The organism is Leptothermofonsia sp. ETS-13 (genome assembly GCF_049200465.1).
Classification (GTDB): Bacteria; Cyanobacteriota; Cyanobacteriia; order Leptolyngbyales; family Leptolyngbyaceae; genus Leptothermofonsia.
This window is the reverse complement of the sequence record NZ_CP120836.1, coordinates 233,849-251,860: the sequence shown is the minus strand read 5'-3', so window position 1 is coordinate 251,860 and position 18,012 is coordinate 233,849. Positions and strand designations below refer to the sequence as shown.

The following is an 18,012-nucleotide window of genomic DNA, read 5'->3' as shown; positions in this document are numbered from 1 at the left end:
AAAAAGTTTTGAGTTTTGAGTTTTGAGTTCCGAGTCGCAACCCCTTAACTCATAACTCAAAACTTAAAACGCATCACTCCCTCTAGAGGTTCAATACCAACTGAAGTTGAGATTTAGCGTGGGTTTCTGGTAAAGGGGCGGGGTTAGCCGTAACCGCAGAACAGTAACGGGCAAAGGTACAGCGATTGCACTGCTCACCTGGCATGGCTTCCCAGCCCCGGTCGTAACGCAACCGCACAGCAAGATTACCAATCATCTCCTGCACCCGTTCCTTGTGCGCCTCTGTCGCTTCAAACCGGATCTTCTCGCCAGTTCGCAGAAACAGAAGACTGAGATACTTCAAACTTTGCTGATAGGTCTGCTCCAGAGCCAGGTAGTACAGCCCAATCTGAATATCCATCTCCATCTCATCCGGTAGTTTTGCTTCTCGACTCGACTTGTAGTCAATCAGCTCTAGCCCATCGGTAAGAAAGTCAAGTCGGTCATACCGCCCTACAATCAGGAACTCCAGATTTTCAACCTGTAAATAGCCCTGAATTTTGCCCTCTACTGCCAGCGGTTGGGTCAGTGCCACCTCACTAGCAATAAAGTTGTGATAGTAGTTCTCCAGAATCTCCAACCCCTCCGAAACCTGGCTAGCTGTTAAACCAGCAGAGTGTTGCCGCCAGCAATGATGCACCCAGCGGAGATCGGGCAACGGCTGGCGGTAATGCCAGTCTCGGTGACATTGGGCAAGGGCTTGATGTAAAGCAGTTCCCAATGCCGCTGAGCCGAAGAATTCATTGGTTGTTAACTTCCGCTCGTACCGCAAGTAGTAGGCATAAGGACAGCGATGATATGCCTGAAGTTTCGTTGCTGAGATCTGGTAGGCCATAAGGATTAGTTGTTTTGTCCAACCGGACGTTTGAACATCGTGTCTAGATAGATGCGTGACGCCTGCCGCTGGTAGAGCTTTTCTGGAGAGGATTCAGTTCCCCGGTTTTGCAGCAAAAACAGGGATAAGGCCGCCGTAAAGACCCGGTCTTGATCCCAATCGGGACGCATTTCCAGATAGGTTCTGAGGGATTCGTGTAGCACTTCAGGAATTTCAACAAGGAGGCTGACCGTACTGTTCATAGAAGCCTTAACTCCCACATTGGGTAGTGAATGGTTCGATAGATTAACAGGCTGCTGATCCACGCAGCCAAAAGCAACGCAACCGAGCCCCGCCTTTGCTAGCCTGGCTTCCAATCAATATCTGGAGGCAGGTTCTGCAAATTTGGGTCAGTGCGCTTTCAAGTTGGTCGCATCATTTTGCAGCTGCCGAAGGGCTGTTGTCAATGCTGCGAAATGTTACGAAGAACTTAAGTCGGTCAAAACCCCAACGAAGGAATCGAGGTTTCAACCAGTTTTCTGTTACTTTCCTTAACAAAACACTGGGACTGATCGAACCCTTTACTTGTTTTTTCGCGTGCCCATCGAAAATGCTTCAAAGTCCGATTGATGCGTTCAAGCTGTGGAAAATTCATTTCAAGTTGTGGAAAACCTGTGGAGAAGGTGTGGAGAAAACTTGTTTACTTTGTGGAAACGGTGTGGAATTTGTGGGGAAAATTGGCGGCAATGATAAGAATTGCAAAAAGTTTAAAAGTTAGGATTTGCCGACCAATATCAGTTCATCTGTATTGAATTGAAGAGGGTTAGGGGTTATTGGAGCGCGATCGCCCCTTTACCTCATCCCTCAAATTCGCTATCAATTTCGACTTCCAGAGTGTCTTCATCTACTCGCAGGTAAAGAATATTCGGACGGCAGCACACCTGACAGTCTTCGACATAGGACTGGTATCCCCCGGCACTCAGGTCAACAAAGGTGGTGTTTTCTTCACCGCAGTAGGCACAGAAAAATTCAGCAGTTGTTTGCATGGAGTATTATCAAACGCTCAGTAGCTCTGGTTTGGGAACGGAAGCACCGAAGTACTCGGTGGCTGCTGCTAAATGTTTAATCAGTGTGGCTTGAGGCAATGGACCTTGAAGATGGCTCCAGGGGAGGACCCGATCCAGTGGCCAGTCTGAATACACGTAAAATTCCAGGTCGGGCACTTGGCCTCGCAGTTCTTTGAAGGCCCGACGATAGCTGCCCAGAGAATCACCGTAGTGACGAGTTAGCTCCAGTAACCGGGAGAGGCGGCGATCGCCCCTCGACAGCAAAGCCTGAATGATTGACCAATTGTAGCTCTCTGGGCGGAAATCCACTCCCATCGGGCGCAGTTTCTTCTGTAACCATTGCAGCCGCTTTTCTGCCTGAGTGTTCACCCCAAACCACTGAAAAGGGGTGTGAGCCTTCGGCACAAAAGTGCTGCACCCAAATGTCAGCCGCAAGCCGGGAGCCGCTTTCCTGATTTCTTGCAGCATGATTACGGTTTGTTCCAGGTCGTCGAGTTCTTCGCCCGGAACGCCCGCCATTCCGTACAGCTTCAAATGGCTGAGTCCTCCAGCTTTGGCGTTTATCGCAGCCTGAATAATTTCGTCGTTGGTCAGCTTTTTGTTGATAATTTGACGCAGCCGCTCAGAGCCACTTTCAACGGCAATAGTGATGGAACGGGTGTCGTGTTTCACCAAGGTTTTCGCCAGTTTAGGAGTGACCGTATTCGTCCGCACGGAAGCGATGCTGAGGCGAATCTGGTCATACTCTGAACGGTTGAGATAGTCCAGCAGGCGGTCAAATTCTGGGTGCTGAGTCACAGAGGCTCCCAGTAAACCAATTCGATCCGTTACCTCTAGCCCGCGGGCGATCGCTGGAATCAATGATTCCTCCACACTGGCAACCCGAAATGGCAACGTCAGGTAGCTGGCCAGACAAAAGCGGCACATCTCCGGGCAACTCCGTACCACCTCCACCATGTAAATGTTTTCCCAGGCCGCTTTTTCTGTCACAACCGTTGAGGCTGACAGGGTATTACCCCGATACGTTCGCTTTTCAATTTGGGTAGGAAGGTCAGGCGCAATGGGAGCGATCGCCTTCACCGCTCCCCGTTCCCCGTCATAGGCCACTTCATACAGACTGGGCACATAAATTCCCGGTACCTTCGCCAGATGCCGCAACTGGGTTCCCTGCTCTGCCTCCCGCACTTCTTGATAAGCATCAATAAACTCTTCCAGCAGCAGTTCCCCATCCCCCAGCAAAATCACGTCAAAGAAATCCGCAAACGGCTCCGGGTTAGCCGTCAACACAGGGCCGCCACCAAATACCAGTGGATACTGGGTCGAGGGGGAGTGGGAAGCTCGTTCTCGCGCCCAAATTGGTAACCCCAACGACTCCATCAAGCCCAAAATATTTACGTAGTCCAGTTCCCAGGACAGTGAAAACCCCAATAACTCAGGCTGGGATGGTAACGGCTCATGAATATCGGTAAACAGTCGCCTCACCTGCAAGTCCTGTCGAGAGGCCAGCGTTGCCCACACCACCTGATAGCCCAGGCTGGTAATCCCGACGCTGTACTCATTCGGAAACGCAAAGATAACCGGTACTGCATCGTCGCTTGGATTTGCTGGAGTAAATAAAAGGCGTTCAGCCGTGAAAGGAGAAACAGTCATGAATTAAGGCTTTGGTGAGCTGATAAAATTTGCATCCTCTTCTCTTGTAACGTGTATCCCAACCATTGGGGTAAAGTGAGGAAATCCAGACCTCTGATTCAACCTGCTTTCGGGGCTTGCATTTATGAGCTTTAGCGATGAATTTGAGTTACTCCTGCGTGCCCGCTACCCGCTGATTTACATTCCCACCCGCGAGGAAGAGCGAATTGAAGCGGCGATCGCCCATTCGGCCAAACAACTTGGCAATCGGGCAGTCTACATTTGGGATTTTGTCGATGGCTACCAGGGAAACCCCAACGACGAAGGCTTTGGTAAACGAAATCCATTGCAAGCCCTGGAATTTGTTGAAAAATTGCCAGCCACTGCACCAGCAATTTTTATTCTGCGGGACTTTCACCGCTTTCTAGAGGATGTTTCCATTTCCCGTAAGTTGCGAAACCTGGCACGTATCCTCAAGGCCCAACCCAAAAACATTGTTCTCATTTCTCCTCAAATCACCATTCCCGACGAATTAAGTGAAGTACTCACTGTACTGGATTTTCCTTTGCCCTTGCCAGCAGAAATTCAAACCGAGATCGAACGCTTACTGGCTGTAACCGGCCATGCCCTAGAAGGCCGTGCCCTGGATGAGCTGGTGCGTTCCTGCCAGGGATTGTCAATGGAGCGAATTCGCCGGGTTCTGGCACGGGCGATCGCCACCCACGGTGAACTCCGTCCTGAAGACGTTGATCTGATTTTGGAGGAAAAACGGCAAACCATCCGTCAAACTCAGATCCTGGACTTCTACCCCACCACCGCCAACATCTCCGACATCGGCGGGTTAGATAACCTCAAAGACTGGCTCCTGCGGCGGGGAGGAGCCTTCTCCGAACGGGCACGGCAGTATGGCTTACCCCACCCCCGTGGGCTGCTGCTGGTTGGCATTCAGGGCACCGGCAAATCACTAACAGCGAAGGCGATCGCCCATCACTGGCACCTCCCCCTGCTACGCCTGGACGTTGGACGGTTGTTTGCCGGACTGGTCGGTGAATCCGAATCCCGCACCCGCCAGATGATTCAACTGGCAGAAGCTCTGGCTCCCTGCATTCTCTGGATCGACGAAATCGATAAAGCCTTTTCTGGAGTTGATAGTAAAGGCGACGCCGGAACCACCAGCCGCGTCTTTGGCACCTTTGTCACCTGGATGGCCGAAAAAACCACTCCTGTCTTCGTCGTCGCAACGGCAAATAATATTCAGTCTCTACCACCAGAAATGCTTCGTAAGGGGCGTTTCGACGAAATCTTCTTCGTCGGTCTGCCAACTCAGGAAGAGCGTCGAGCCATTTTCTCAGTTCATCTTTCCCGCCTGCGTCCCCACAATCTTAAGCAATACGACCTTGATCGGCTCGCCTACGAAACCCCCGACTTCTCCGGTGCTGAGATTGAGCAAACCTTGATTGAAGCAATGCACATCGGCTTTAGCCAAAATCGAGACTTCACCACCGACGACATCCTGGAAGCTGCCAGCCAAATCGTTCCCCTGGCAAGGACTGCCCAGGAGCAAATCCAGTTTTTGCAAGAATGGGCTGCCGCTGGTAAAGCTCGTCTCGCCTCAAAGCACAGTAGCTTAAGCAGCCGGATTCAGCGCCAAATGCAGCAACCCGATTAGTTTCAATCAAATCTAATGCAACAAATTTCCGCGCTGACTATACAATTGCAGCCAAAACCGTTCTCTGGGTTATCACTATGAGCTGGTCAGATCTGATCAAAGTATTAAGCGGTATTTTTTTTGCATTTGTTCTGATTGCCTCTGGTAGCTTTATTGCCGCCCAGTATGTGATTGCTCAGTTCACCGCTCCCCCTCCAAGACCCACCTTTCCGAACGACAATCCCTCTCCCAAAGCGAAACCAGTGACAGCAGCCCAGGCAAACCCCGCTGCCGTCAAACCCTCTCCCAGTCCTTCCCCCAGCCCATCCTCCAGTGAAACCCCCTCTCCTCAGAAAACAGAAGCCTCCGGCTACCGGGCCCGTATCGTTCTATCGCAGGGGCTGAACCTGCGCGAAAACCCTGACCGCAATGCTGAAAGGATTGGCGGTGTTGAATATAACGAATCAATTGTCATTCTTGAAGATAGTCCGGATGGAGAATGGCAGAAGGTGAGAGTTGAAAGTAGTGGGCAGGAAGGCTGGATTAAATCTGGCTATGCCGAGCGAGCAAACTGATTACTTCTTCTACCCAATAACTAGCAAAAATATGCCGGAATAGATGGTTGCAGATTACTAGTCCTTTGTGATCTGTAGTAGTGGTTGATTGATCATCGGTTCTCACAAAGCCCAGCCATTGCCCGTTTAAGTCAATCTAGATATTTGAAGACACACTCATCAATTTGAAGATTAGTTGCGCATTCATTCGATTTTTGCAACTAATTTTAGTTGCACAATTGATAAATCTAGATTTTTGATAAAAAATAGACTATATAGCCACTTCTAAGGCTTGCCAGTCCAAATTTCTGTGGGAAAGCTATGAAAATTTTCGCCCTTCTGCACTCTGCTCGCGCCAGCCGAGTTCCTGATGTGCATTCTTCTACCGCTGGCTCCAGGCACTCAGTGCAGAAGCAATTGGCAGGTGTTGTCAGCTTGACGGCCCTGCTCCTAGCCCCCTCAGTAATTCTATTGACACCAGAAATTGCCGCTGCAGGGGGACACTCATGTTGTGGTGGACGACGTCACCGCCCAGTAAAGCACTACCCCAGCCGAGTCACGTCCTCCAGTTGCAAACGGCCTAGCTGCCCCAAACCAGTTCGCCCTGCTCCCCCTATTGTGGTGGAACGGCCCAGCTGCACTCCATCATTCTGCCCGCCCCCTTTCCAGCCTCCAGTTGCTATTCGTCCGCCTATTGAGGTAGAAGGGTTGCGCTACGTTGTTGCCATACCAGGAGATAACCTGGAAGAATTGATGCTTGTCCAACGATTTGCTCCGGGGGCATTTCTCGCGGATTCCCGTTTAGGCATGTTCATTAATGCCGGTTCATTCTCCGAGCGCGAACCTGCTGAAATACGGGCTGATGTTCTTCGGGCTTACGGATTCGATGCCCAGGTCAGACATAGAGACTTCTAACGGGCAAGCCGCAACCATTATAACGGTAGTCATTATGGTTAGGACGGGGTGCAGGAGTGGAACCCCTGGCTGGGGGCTTCGCTCCCACTCCCTCTCTAATTCCAATGTCTTAACGCACCCGCGTAGAGCTATAACCCTGATTGGAAGCATGGCGTTGCTGAAAAGCAGTACGAATCGAAACGAAGTTTCGAGCATACAGTACCTATTTCATACTCAAATTCAGCAACGCTTGATTGGAAGCATTGAATTGGATGAGTGGGTGGGGATTATGACTCATCCACCCCTTCTTCAAGCCAGCAAGCTTAAATGGGTAGGAGCGATCGCTGACAGGTAGGACATACCGCATGGATTGTCAGTTGACAATCCAGTAAATGGTAGCCCTCTTTCTGTGCGGTCTTCGCACCAATCTTCAAAACAGGATCGCTCTTGAACTCAACTGTCTTACTGCACCGAACACAAATTAAATGGTGATGATGATAGGGGTAGGGCTGATTCAATTCATAATGCTTGTGGCCTTCCGCTAGCTCCAACTCTCGCAGGATTCCCATACGAGCCATTAATTTCAGTGTTCGATAGATGGTTGAAAGGCTAATCCCTTCCCCTTCTTGTTGCAATTTATTGTAAAGGTCTTCAGCGCTAAGGTGATTTCCTTTAGGCAAGTTTTGAAAGATATGCAAAATCGTTTCTCGCTGAGGAGTTAAGCGCCAGCCCTTCTCGTTGAGCTCAGCCTTCAGTGAAGCGGCAGTATAAGGAGGAGCTATCATAATCTTCTCAATAATGCTCATTTAATGAGAATGATACACAATAAAATCGTGATTTTCAACTAAGATTACTTATTGAGAATAACTCTTGAAAAGAATGATTTTTACCTACCTGTAAACGTGAGCCGCAACAAAGGTTTGCAGATCTACCTCCATCAATAAGCCCGGATTTCTGCAAAAGAATTAGATTTCATTGATGATTCAAAAAGGCTGAAACCTATAAAAAAACGGAGTTTCACAGAAGAAACCACGCTTTTGCTGGTCTCTAATCTAAGTGTGAATAGGGAAACCGATTAGAATCTAAGTGTGAATAGGGAAACTAATCAGCTCAACGACTCTAGATAGTCACGCACACGGTTACGGCGCTTGGGCTGGCGCAGTTTCTGTAATGCCTTTGCTTCAATCTGGCGCACTCGTTCCCTTGACAGGTCTAAAGCACGCCCAATCTCCGCCAAGGAGTAAGGATGACCATCCCCCAGACCAAATCGCATCTGAATTACATCCCGTTCCCGGCTGGTCAGGTCTGCTAGAAGCTGCTGTAAGTCACGACGGAGAGCTTCCCGCATGAGCGTATCTTCTGGCGAAACATCATCAGTTTCCAACAGATCACCCAGTTCGGTATCTTTTTCCTTCCCAACTTTGGTTTCCAGCGAAACGGAGCGCGGTACTCGCAATAGAACTTCCCGGACTTGCGGAGCGGTCATCTCCAGTTCCAGGGCAATGTCATCGATTGTGGCGGTGCGACCTTTTTCCTGAGAAATTTTACGCTGGGCTTTTTTGATCTTGTTTAGCTTTTCGGTGATGTGAACGGGCAGGCGAATGGTGCGACTCTGGGTTGCGATCGCCCGAGTAATGCCCTGACGAATCCACCAGTAGGCATAGGTGCTAAAACGGTACCCTTTCGTAGGGTCAAATTTTTCAACTGCCCGTTCTAGCCCTAAGGTCCCCTCCTGAATCAGATCAAGCAGTTCCAGTCCCCGGTTCTGGTACTTCTTGGCTACAGAAACCACCAGACGGAGGTTCGCTTTGATCATATGCTCTTTTGCCTGGATTCCCTCTGACTGAATTTTTTCCAGCTCTTCCACTTGAAGACTGGCAATCTCTGCCCACCGACGCTTCCCTTCCGCCAGAATTGGCTTAAGATCTGCAACTGTAACCCCAGCTTCGGTGGCCCATCGTTCCAAAGAAGGGCGGTGACCTAATTGAGAGGTAAGGCGATCGTGGGCATCAATCAGCTGAACATAGCATTGAATGGGACCTGTTTCCTTCTGTGCAGCCTCTGTCCGCATTTCTAGCAGACGCATATAACGCTGTACTCGCTGAGCTTCCGAGACTTCTTCATCCCTTCCTAGCAAACGCACCCGACCAATCTCCTGGAGGTATAGACGCACGAGGTCGGTTGTGCGACGACTCGCCGCACGCTGGAAGCTGGCTGAGTCCGCATATTCCATCTCTAGACTCATCAGGTCATCTACAGTTCGATCATTATCAGCAGAACCGTCTGACTGAAAACTTCGGTCATAGAGTTGTTCGTCAAAGTCTACTTCAGCGTAAAAAGATGATGCTGGCATAATGCTTGTCTCAGTGGCTCCAGGTAAGAATGGGCTTCAGTCAACTTTGTAGTGTTATTGTTCCCGCCAATTTGGACTAGAAAACACCGCTTAGAGTTCCGTAATGAACTCTTGACAGACCCAAGTTTTCTGAGCTTGTATGGCATGCATACTGCTTGCGATGATTTTGCACCCCAAAAAGTTCACGCAAGAGCGCCGGATTGTTGACAACAGGGAGCTTTAACTTAGCTGTTAGTATATGGACTGGCGTTTGGACAGGTTAGTGACCCAAATCAAGTGCCAACATAACCTACATCACTTCTAATGCAATTTCCTGAAATTTCCTGGCTACAATCCACTTCTTCATCAAGGCTTTGAATAAGCTTCAGTGAAATCTCTGTTTTTGAGGATAACTGTTGTGGTATGAAGCAGAAATCACTGTTAATCACTCCAATGACCACACGGCCGTTCCCATTACACTACTCTTTCAATGACTGGAAAAGTATAGCTGGCGCCAGATTGCTTAGGATATTGGCTTTAAGGGGGGGTGGGGGCTGTGCCCCCAAGAGCCAAGGCTTCCACCCTTGCACCTCGTCCTAAGCCTGGTGGCTATTGCTACAGCAGAGCTGTTGCCCAACCTGTAGTTGAGTGTCTGTAGGAACTTTTCCTGGAAAGCCTCTACAGATGAAAACAACATTTCTGGAACATTACCGGAGTGGCAACTACTGAAAGTTGACGATGCGGGCAAAACTTGCAGGCTGTAGGCTAGCTCCGCCAACCAAAGCTCCATCAATTTCTGGCTGAGCCATAATCTCGTCAATATTATCTGGTTTTACCGAGCCACCGTACTGGATGGGGACATCTGGATTGGTTAACTGTTTACGGATCAACCCAATAACCCGATTTGCCTCAACAGATTCACAAGTATCGCCAGTTCCGATCGCCCAGATAGGTTCATAAGCAATAATCAAATTTGTCTGGTCTACATCGACCAGATCTTTAGCCAGTTGATTGAAAATTACGGATTCCGTTTCCCCCGCATCTCGCTGTTGCTTTGTTTCACCCACACAAAGAATTGGAGTCAACTCAGCAGCCTGAGCCGCTTTTAATCGCAAATTAACGGTTTCATCCGTTTCACCAAAATACTGACGCCGCTCGCTATGCCCAACAATGACATATCGAACTCCAACTTCCGTCAGCATAGGGGCAGCAATCTCTCCGGTATAAGCCCCTTCCTTTTCCCAATGAACATTTTGGGCACCTAGCCGAATCCGACTGCCATGTAAACTCTGGGATAGGCTAACCAGGGCGGTGAATGGAACGCATAGCACTACTTCCCGATCTTCAGGTGTTTCACTTATCAGTGGAATAAAGCCTTGAAGAAACTCCAGCGCCTCTGCCTGGGTTTTATACATCTTCCAATTGCCAGCAATCACAATTCTTCGCACGGTTAGCCTAGTAGTTGGGAATACATGATAAAGAAAAGACCATTTTTCAGTCTAAAGCTTCAGGGGACATTTAAACAAACGAAGAGCCAGTTCGTCATCAGCAGTGCTCACCGCCAATGATAAAAGTTAGACTTTCTGACTTGAAAAATAGAGCCCTTGATTCCGTTGACTCGTTTTTTTCGTTTGTGGCGCTGTACGCAGTTCATTGGGGTTACTTAGAGTCTTTATAAGAAGGACGAAGGATTGATCTTATTCAAACGCTGCTAATTTCTGGGTCGATATCACCTGACGGTTTACCACATCAACCTCTGTCACAAAATTCTGATTGTCGCTTGTATGGACAAGCATCACTCTAGTGGGGGCAATTTGTACCATACCGAGTATGCGATCTACACTTGGCAATAATTCTGTGTAATTTTCTGTGTAATTCCTTCCAGACACTTCAGACGGTGCGATCGCTTTTTGGTCAGTTTCAGTCAGGCGGCCATCCTCATTCGAATCGTCCTTCACAACTTCGTACATGAGTCTCTGAACTTCAATCAGGCTATCAGCTTTATCCTTTCGACCCTACTTCTCAATATTCACAAACAACATGTCGTTCCTGGGAACCAGACGCACGGTTGGTTTGTCAGCAGTATTCAGGATCAAGTAATTGCGCGTACTGGAGGCAGCTTTGTCATAGTAGTCCTGCCGATACTCTTGCTCAGCATTAATCGGCGCGAAGTAGTAAGATGTACCTTCGATGAGTGCAAATGGCCCCAAGCTCATCTATGTTTTTGTAGTTTGGGTTGGAGAGGCAATGTTAATCACACCGGATGCTGTGCGTTGCCTGAAGGTATCTCGATAAATCTGATAAGCAACGTAAAACCCAGTACACTCAGTAAAAGTAGCTTCATTCCAAAGAAAATTAAGGCATTCGCAGATTTAATAAAACTAAAGAATAAAAAGAATAAAGAAGCGAGGTTCTTGCATGGTTTTGTAGGGTAAAGCGGTGTAATTTGCTACTGCCTAAAGTTGCGGGTGCAAGGTTTCCGCGATCGCTCCCCAAAAAAGCGCCCCCTGGCGGAGGCGCTTTGGATTACCAAATCAGAATCTCAGAATCGAATTAGCCCTGGATAGCAGGAGCCGAGAGCGCAACCGGAGTCGCTTCCCCAGCCGCCAAATCCAACGGGAAGTTGTGCGCATTCCGCTCGTGCATCACTTCCATCCCCAGGTTCGCCCGGTTCAGAATATCCGCCCAGGTGCTCACTACACGTCCCTGAGAATCAACAATGCTCTGGTTGAAGTTGAACCCGTTCAGGTTGAACGCCATCGTGCTGATGCCCAACGCCGTAAACCAGATCCCAATTACTGGCCATGCACCCAGGAAGAAGTGCAGCGCCCGCGAGTTGTTGAAGCTCGCATATTGGAAGATCAACCGCCCAAAGTAACCGTGAGCTGCCACGATGTTGTAGGTCTCTTCTTCTTGACCAAACTTGTAGCCATAATTGGCAGACTCGTCTTCAGTGGTTTCGCGCACCAGAGAAGAAGTCACCAAGGAACCATGCATCGCACTGAATAGGCTACCGCCAAACACCCCGGCAACCCCCAGCATGTGGAACGGATGCATCAGGATGTTGTGCTCTGCCTGGAACACAAACATGAAGTTGAAGGTACCAGAGATACCCAGAGGCATGCCATCGGAGAAGGATCCTTGACCGATGGGATAGATCAGAAATACAGCGGTTGCTGCAGCCACTGGCGCAGAATAAGCCACACAAATCCAGGGACGCATGCCCAGACGGTAGCTCAATTCCCACTCGCGGCCCATGTAGGTGAAAACACCAATCAGGAAGTGGAACACAATCAGCTGGTAGGGACCGCCGTTGTACAGCCACTCATCGAGGGAAGCCGCTTCCCAGATAGGGTAGAAGTGCAGGCCGATAGCGTTGGAAGAAGGCACTACTGCACCGGAGATGATGTTGTTGCCATACATCAGTGAACCAGCTACGGGTTCACGGATACCATCGATGTCCACTGGGGGAGCCGCGATGAAGGCGATGATGAAGCAGATGGTAGCAGTCAGCAGGGTGGGAATCATCAGCACGCCGAACCAACCTACGTACAGGCGGTTTTCCGTACTGGTCACCCACTCGCAAAACTGACTCCACAGGGTTTGGCGCTCGACGCGCTGCAATGTGGTTGTCATAGTCTTAATGAGTGCTTGATGTAACGTTTGATACATGAGCGGCTAAACACCGCATGTACTGAAGTTTACATCTCTTCATTGCTTTTTGTAAATAGCTTCATTAAGCTTCTTTGTTGAAAGCCTGAACAACGATGAAAAATCGGCTGGATAGGCGGTTGAGAAATTTGTTTCGTAAACAAAAGTTTAGATACAGGGTGATCTCAATCACATCTTTAAGCAAAAACAAAGAATAGGCACTGATAGACGCTGCCTACCACCAAACTCCAGAAGAGTGAAATTCTTAAAGCTTGTCTGTCGGACTCAAGCGCAGGTTGGCAAGCGCTTGATCTACATCCAGTTCCAGTAGTCGATCCAACCCCAAGTAGATCCAGCTATAGGGACGCTGGGCATCCTGAAACGTCTTCTGAAATCCCAGTGCTAATCGCAACTCTTCATGTAAGGGATGGATGATGAGAGAATATAGGTCGCAGATTCCAGGAAAGTCCTTTTGAATTTGGGTCAGCCAGTTCCGCGTGTCTTCCAGCATGATCTTCAGATTGGCTTTCTGGAGATAGACGGCATCAATTACCCAGGCTCTAATGTAGAGGGAGGTACAGCTTGCATCTCCGGGAACTGCTATCTTGAACGGGTCTTGGTCTACATCGTTAGAGAGGTAGAAGCTCTTTCCAGGGGGCTGAAAAAAATGAATTTCAGACTCACTGGCAACGGGATAAAGAATGTAAAAACCTACAGGGTTGAGATTATCGGAGCGGCGCAACACCCGCACCACTTTTGGATATTGCTGGGTCCACTGGCGAAGTAATCTGGTTAACTTCTGGGATGCGATAGCCGAATCTTTAATAATTTCAGCGTAGGTGCGAGTAAAAAGATTGGCAACTGGAATTGCATCAGTACGTGGATTAAAGCTATCCGGTTCCAGTTGAAATGACTCGTCAGGTTTCTTTTCGGCAACGGCTAACTCTGGAATTGAGCGAACCTGCAAGCAAAGAGTCTGCCCATCAAATTGTTTGTCGATCAGTCCTAAAGCCACTAACCGATCAATCATCATTCCAGCGGCGCGATCGCTCCCCCGGTCTTGATTTCCATAAAACAGTCCTGCGGCTTCTCGATGGGTACAGGCCACTGAACCTTCAGGGGGATAGAGCTGAGTCAAAGGATGGGACAGATCCATTCCATGTTCTTGCTGATACTTCAGCAACAAATATGCCCACAGACGAACGAAGTATTCTGCCCTGCGGCGAGTTAAACCACCCCGTCCCATCAACATCGATACGTAGGTTCGCTGCTTTTCAGGCGGGAAGAAACGATCCAGCAATTCTGGCTCAAGTTGGTCTCGCGATTCTGAGAAACGTTTCAAGGAACTCATTGATTCACAGCTATTAAAAGGGTTAAGACAAGAATCACGACTGGCTGCGCTAGCAGGTTGAGTGGAACTAAGCGTGCAATCCGGAAAGAAATACCCAAAAGGGTGAGGACTTTTACAAAAACAAACCTGAAAATCTGGAACATCAGTGAACAACATGAAGTTAGAAGATTACTTCCTGCCTTTACAGAGCTAACTTTAGAAGTAAGTATTCCTTAAAAGGGGTAGATACTGAAAACCTGTTGTGATCAGGTGAGGCAAGCGGCGACTGCCGCTCTTGTACCACTCAGGTTTCACCTACCCGAAGGCTAGTGTGGCAAATTTAATTCATTATTGACCAATTTATCCGATCCTACAATCGGAAAGCAGGAAAAACTTCACACTGTTTCACCCCCCTTCACCTCACCTCAGACTGTCTGGGTTCAATTCACCCATCTGGGACTAACTGCGAGCTGCTCATTGCGGGTTCACAAAGTCAGCGATCAGAATGTCCTCAATACTTGAGGAACTTGCTCTATGACAGCCCGTCTATTTTCAGTTCCATTGGAATCTACCTCTGTTAGTTCTTTGTTTTGCCCCCAATCTTCCGTTAGCACCAAAGCTGCCCGTCCCCAACGCCGCACCACTGGCAAACTGCCTGCCAGGCAATCACTAGACAAACCTGCCAAGGCACATCCCGTTGAAAACTTTGACCTCACCTCAATTTGGGGTGGCTTAATTGAGTTACTTCAGGAAGGTGTGATTGTTATTTCCCGTAACCTGAAGCCTGTTTACTGGAACCAGAAGGCAAAGGAACTCTGCAAGGGGTTATCAGAAATTGATTTGTCCTTGTTTGAACTGCCAATGGTGGTTTCCGAGATCTGCCATCGGTTGATTCGGGGCAATCGCTCAGTGAATCAACCCCTTGTCCTAGAGTGCCAAACAGCACACGGACACACCATTCGAATCAGCGCTCGCTGGTTTTATCCAGGGTCTTTCTACAGCGGTAATGGAAAAGTGTTGGATGCAGATATGGGTCAAAGCTCTGCTTATCCACCAGAATCGGAACAGTATTCACGTCCTTACATTCTGGTCTTTCTGGAGAACTGCACAGATTCCCTGCGGCAGGAACTGCGCATTGAACAGAAAAAGTATGACCTGACCGACCGGGAAGCCGAAATCTGGATGCTTTTGAGACAAGAATATACTTACCAGGAAATTGCCAAAATGCTTCAGATTAGCTTGAACACGGTTAAAACTCACGTCAAAAACGTTTACGCTAAGCGGCGGAGTTTTCAAGGGCAGGAAAAGTTTTGGTGTTCTGAGTAAGGTTATCTGTCATTCGTCATTGGCCACTCGCTATCTGTTGTTCGAAAATAGCAATTAGCCACAAATGACCATTGATGAAGGATTGACGACAACTCATAATGGATTCAACTTCCAAGACAGTCACCTACAGCCCTGCTTATACAATTGTGCCGACCTATGAGTGCTTCAACCGCTGTAGTTACTGCAACTTTCGAACCGATTTGGGTGCAAGTTCCTGGCTTAAGCTGGAGGACGCTGAGAGACAATTGAAATCGCTACAAAATGCTGGCGTGATTGAAATTCTCGTTCTGAGCGGTGAGGTGCATCCTGAGAGCCCGCAGCGAGAATCCTGGTTTCAAAGAATTTACAATATTTGTGAATTGGCCCTGTCTCTAGGCTTCCTGCCCCACACTAATGTCGGACCATTGAGCTTTGCCGAAATGGAGCAACTGAAAGCGGTGAATGTCTCAATGGGTTTGATGGTGGAACAAGTAACTCCTCGGCTGTTGCAGTCTGTTCATCGTCATGCGCCCAGTAAGGTGCCTGAGATGCGGCTGCAGCAACTTGCCTGGGCAGGAAAATTACAAATTCCGTTTACAACTGGTTTGCTGCTTGGCATTGGTGAAACGATGGCAGAGCGGAGGGAGACGTTAGCAGCGATCGCCCAGATCCATCAACGTTGGAATCACATTCAAGAAGTCATCCTGCAACCCTATAGCCCTGGACGGAAGGAGTCCTGGGTAGCCTCTCCCTTCAGTGCAGCAGATTTAGTCAAGGTCGTTACCCTTGCCCGTCAAATTCTTCCTGGTGAAATTACGCTGCAAATTCCTCCAAATCTAGTTCAGGATTCATCCTATCTGATTACCTGCCTGAATGCAGGAGCACGGGATTTAGGGGGGATTGGGCCGCGCGATGAGGTCAACCCAGACTATCCCCATCCAGTTGATACGGACCTGGCAAAAATTTTAGAAGAGGCAGGGTGGCATCTAGCTCCTCGATTACCCGTCTATCCTCAATACGATGAGTGGCTGCCTTCTCACTTACAACTTGCAGTTAAGAAAACTAGAAAGAACCTTTCCTTGACAACAGGAGCAGCAAAGAACGATGCTTCCCTGCCCCTCTAATGACCGTTTTATGACACTTTGTGGGGGCGACAGGCTACGACAACAGGCACCGGAAGATTTACTGCCTTTTGTAGCTCTACGCGGGTTCATCAGGACATTGGAATTAGAGAGGAAGTAGAGACTTCACCTCCAGCCAGGTTTTTCCCCTTCTGCATCCTTTCTTAACCACAATGACTACCGCTATACTCTCACTAGCAACCAGAGACTGAATCTTCTCCCCAAAAAACCGCAACTTCTATCGCCACTAAGCCAGCAGCAGACAGAGGTTGCGGGAAACCGATAAAGACCCCTTGCGGGTTCTTAGGGAGAAAACTACATCAGACCCCAGAAGTGGAGAACACCCTGACCGGAGAACAATTCAATCAATAAAGCAGACAGGAAACCGATCATGGCTAAACGACCGTTCCACAGCTCAGCCTGGGGAGTGAAGCCAAATTTCCAGGCATTGCGATCTGCTTCAATAGCGGGAGTTGTAACTTTGGTTGCATCTTGCATGGTTGACTCTCCAAACGGTTATAGGTTGATAGAGGGTTGTGGATCGAAATGCACTAAGGCTTGGGGAAGTAAAGACTTCCTTGATAAAGCTTTATGAAGCTTTGTAAATCAATATAACAACTAAATCGAAGATTGGGTAGGGAGCTATGGACTGAAGAGTAACCAAATGCCGCTTAAGGCGACAATGACTCCCACAATTGCCCGCATGCTGACTTTTTCGCCGATCGCGATCGCAATGGGAATCACAAACAAAGGGCTGGTTGCACTGAGCGCCTGGGAAACTCCTGCCGCGGCATGCTTCAGTGAGATCTGCTGCAACCAGATTGCCAGGAAAGTGCTGGCAAAGGCAGTTCCGATCAGTGTCGTCAACAGTTTGCGAGAACGAAGGGGTTTAAGCTCTTTCAAAGAGCGTCGTTGGATCGCTATCCAGATCAGCAGCACACTGGTTCCTCCCAGGAGACGTGCTAGTGTGCTCCAGAGGGGGTCGATGTCGGTTCCTGCCAGAGCGGCTCTGGAGAGAACAGCTCCACTTGCCTGACACAGGGCTGCCAATAAGCTAGACCCGATTCCTCGTAATGGTCGAAGTTGAGAGCAAGTAGCATCAGGAACCCGTTCAAGTACGACCCAGATAACCCCTGCAATGGTTAGAGCAATGCCAAACCAGGCAGCAATATCCAGGTACTCTTGCAAGAAAATTAGCGCCAGTAGAGCTGCCAGTGGAGGCGCCAGGGACTCGATGGCAAGCGATCGCCTTGCCCCAATACAATTCAATGATTCAAAATAGGCCGTATCGCCAATCCCAATTCCAATCACACCACTCAGGCTAAGGAGAGCGATCGCACGGTCATTCACTGTTGGGAAAAGTTTGCCCTGAAGCAGCAAAATAACCAGGATGAGGGCGATCGCCACCACTCCTTTTGCCAAATTCAGGAACAGTGGCGATAGGTGCCGTCCCACACCTGTGTAAATGACCGATGCGACCGCCCATATCAAAGCAGCCATCAGCGCAGCCAGTTCACCGCGAAAATCAGCAAGGAGGGAGAGCATAGAAAGAAGAAAGAAGAAAGAAGAAAGAAGAAAGAGGAAAGAGGAAAGAGGAAGAAGGGAGTTGGTGGGGATTCTTTATCCTT

Annotated in this window: 18 protein-coding genes; 5 read left to right on the top strand and 13 right to left on the bottom strand. The window is 48.9% G+C overall.

What is annotated here, in order from left to right; genetic code table 11:
* Positions 1-82 precede the first annotated feature (82 nt).
* The 4 genes from P4D80_RS01215 to P4D80_RS01200 form a co-directional block, all read right to left on the bottom strand.
* On the bottom strand, positions 83-874 hold the full coding sequence (locus P4D80_RS01215; RefSeq protein WP_421657041.1) for a RecB family exonuclease: 792 nt from the start codon (positions 872-874) through the stop codon (positions 83-85).
* A gap of 5 nt (positions 875-879) precedes the next feature.
* Positions 880-1,116 (bottom strand): DUF2811 domain-containing protein, encoded by a 237-nt coding sequence (locus P4D80_RS01210; protein ID WP_421657040.1) that lies wholly within the window; start codon positions 1,114-1,116, stop codon positions 880-882.
* A gap of 594 nt (positions 1,117-1,710) precedes the next feature.
* Positions 1,711-1,899 carry a CPXCG motif-containing cysteine-rich protein gene (locus tag P4D80_RS01205; protein WP_421657039.1) on the bottom strand — a complete coding sequence of 63 codons (189 nt, stop codon included), beginning with the start codon at positions 1,897-1,899 and terminating at the stop codon, positions 1,711-1,713.
* Between the two features lie 9 nt (positions 1,900-1,908).
* Positions 1,909-3,570 (bottom strand): B12-binding domain-containing radical SAM protein, encoded by a 1,662-nt coding sequence (locus P4D80_RS01200; RefSeq protein WP_421657038.1) that lies wholly within the window; start codon positions 3,568-3,570, stop codon positions 1,909-1,911.
* Positions 3,571-3,694: 124 nt separating this feature from the next.
* Here P4D80_RS01200 and P4D80_RS01195 point away from each other — a divergent pair, with 124 nt between their 5' ends.
* From P4D80_RS01195 to P4D80_RS01185, 3 genes are all read left to right on the top strand, one after another.
* Positions 3,695-5,218: an AAA family ATPase gene (locus P4D80_RS01195; protein WP_421657037.1), complete on the top strand. Its 1,524-nt coding sequence runs from the start codon at positions 3,695-3,697 to the stop codon at positions 5,216-5,218.
* Between the two features lie 77 nt (positions 5,219-5,295).
* Positions 5,296-5,772, top strand: coding sequence for an SH3 domain-containing protein (locus P4D80_RS01190; protein WP_421657036.1), 477 nt, complete (start codon positions 5,296-5,298; stop codon positions 5,770-5,772).
* Positions 5,773-6,072: 300 nt separating this feature from the next.
* Positions 6,073-6,666: a hypothetical protein gene (locus P4D80_RS01185; RefSeq protein ID WP_421657035.1), complete on the top strand. Its 594-nt coding sequence runs from the start codon at positions 6,073-6,075 to the stop codon at positions 6,664-6,666.
* Between the two features lie 302 nt (positions 6,667-6,968).
* Here P4D80_RS01185 and P4D80_RS01180 read toward each other — a convergent pair whose 3' ends face one another.
* The 7 genes from P4D80_RS01180 to P4D80_RS01150 form a co-directional block, all read right to left on the bottom strand.
* The gene (locus P4D80_RS01180) at positions 6,969-7,430 is read right to left on the bottom strand and encodes a Fur family transcriptional regulator (protein ID WP_421657034.1); all 462 of its coding nucleotides are present in this window, start codon (positions 7,428-7,430) and stop codon (positions 6,969-6,971) included.
* Positions 7,431-7,750: 320 nt separating this feature from the next.
* Positions 7,751-8,998, bottom strand: a complete 1,248-nt coding sequence (gene sigC, locus P4D80_RS01175) for an RNA polymerase sigma factor SigC (RefSeq protein WP_421657033.1) — start codon at positions 8,996-8,998, stop codon at positions 7,751-7,753.
* A gap of 701 nt (positions 8,999-9,699) precedes the next feature.
* Complete coding sequence (gene tpiA / locus P4D80_RS01170) at positions 9,700-10,425, bottom strand: triose-phosphate isomerase (protein ID WP_421657032.1); 726 nt, start codon at positions 10,423-10,425, stop codon at positions 9,700-9,702.
* A 249-nt stretch (positions 10,426-10,674) separates the two neighbouring features.
* The gene (locus P4D80_RS01165; RefSeq protein ID WP_421657031.1) at positions 10,675-10,935 is read right to left on the bottom strand and encodes a hypothetical protein; all 261 of its coding nucleotides are present in this window, start codon (positions 10,933-10,935) and stop codon (positions 10,675-10,677) included.
* Positions 10,936-10,992: 57 nt separating this feature from the next.
* Complete coding sequence (locus P4D80_RS01160; RefSeq protein WP_421657030.1) at positions 10,993-11,193, bottom strand: hypothetical protein; 201 nt, start codon at positions 11,191-11,193, stop codon at positions 10,993-10,995.
* 337 nt (positions 11,194-11,530) lie between these two features.
* The gene (gene psbA / locus P4D80_RS01155; protein ID WP_421657029.1) at positions 11,531-12,613 is read right to left on the bottom strand and encodes a photosystem II q(b) protein; all 1,083 of its coding nucleotides are present in this window, start codon (positions 12,611-12,613) and stop codon (positions 11,531-11,533) included.
* A gap of 280 nt (positions 12,614-12,893) precedes the next feature.
* Entirely contained in the window at positions 12,894-13,979 is a 1,086-nt protein-coding gene (locus tag P4D80_RS01150) for a hypothetical protein (RefSeq protein WP_421657028.1), read from the bottom strand.
* 513 nt (positions 13,980-14,492) lie between these two features.
* Here P4D80_RS01150 and P4D80_RS01145 point away from each other — a divergent pair.
* Entirely contained in the window at positions 14,493-15,284 is a 792-nt protein-coding gene (locus P4D80_RS01145) for a helix-turn-helix transcriptional regulator (protein ID WP_421657027.1), read from the top strand.
* Between the two features lie 98 nt (positions 15,285-15,382).
* Entirely contained in the window at positions 15,383-16,387 is a 1,005-nt protein-coding gene (cofG, locus tag P4D80_RS01140; RefSeq protein WP_421657026.1) for a 7,8-didemethyl-8-hydroxy-5-deazariboflavin synthase subunit CofG, read from the top strand.
* A gap of 312 nt (positions 16,388-16,699) precedes the next feature.
* Here the strand turns inward: cofG and P4D80_RS01135 are convergent, their stop codons facing one another.
* Positions 16,700-16,882 carry a chlorophyll a/b-binding protein gene (locus tag P4D80_RS01135; RefSeq protein ID WP_421657025.1) on the bottom strand — a complete coding sequence of 61 codons (183 nt, stop codon included), beginning with the start codon at positions 16,880-16,882 and terminating at the stop codon, positions 16,700-16,702.
* 144 nt (positions 16,883-17,026) lie between these two features.
* A complete protein-coding gene (locus P4D80_RS01130; protein ID WP_421657024.1) occupies positions 17,027-17,929 on the bottom strand; it encodes a DMT family transporter in 903 nt (300 codons plus the stop codon).
* Between the last annotated feature and the right edge of the window lie 83 nt (positions 17,930-18,012).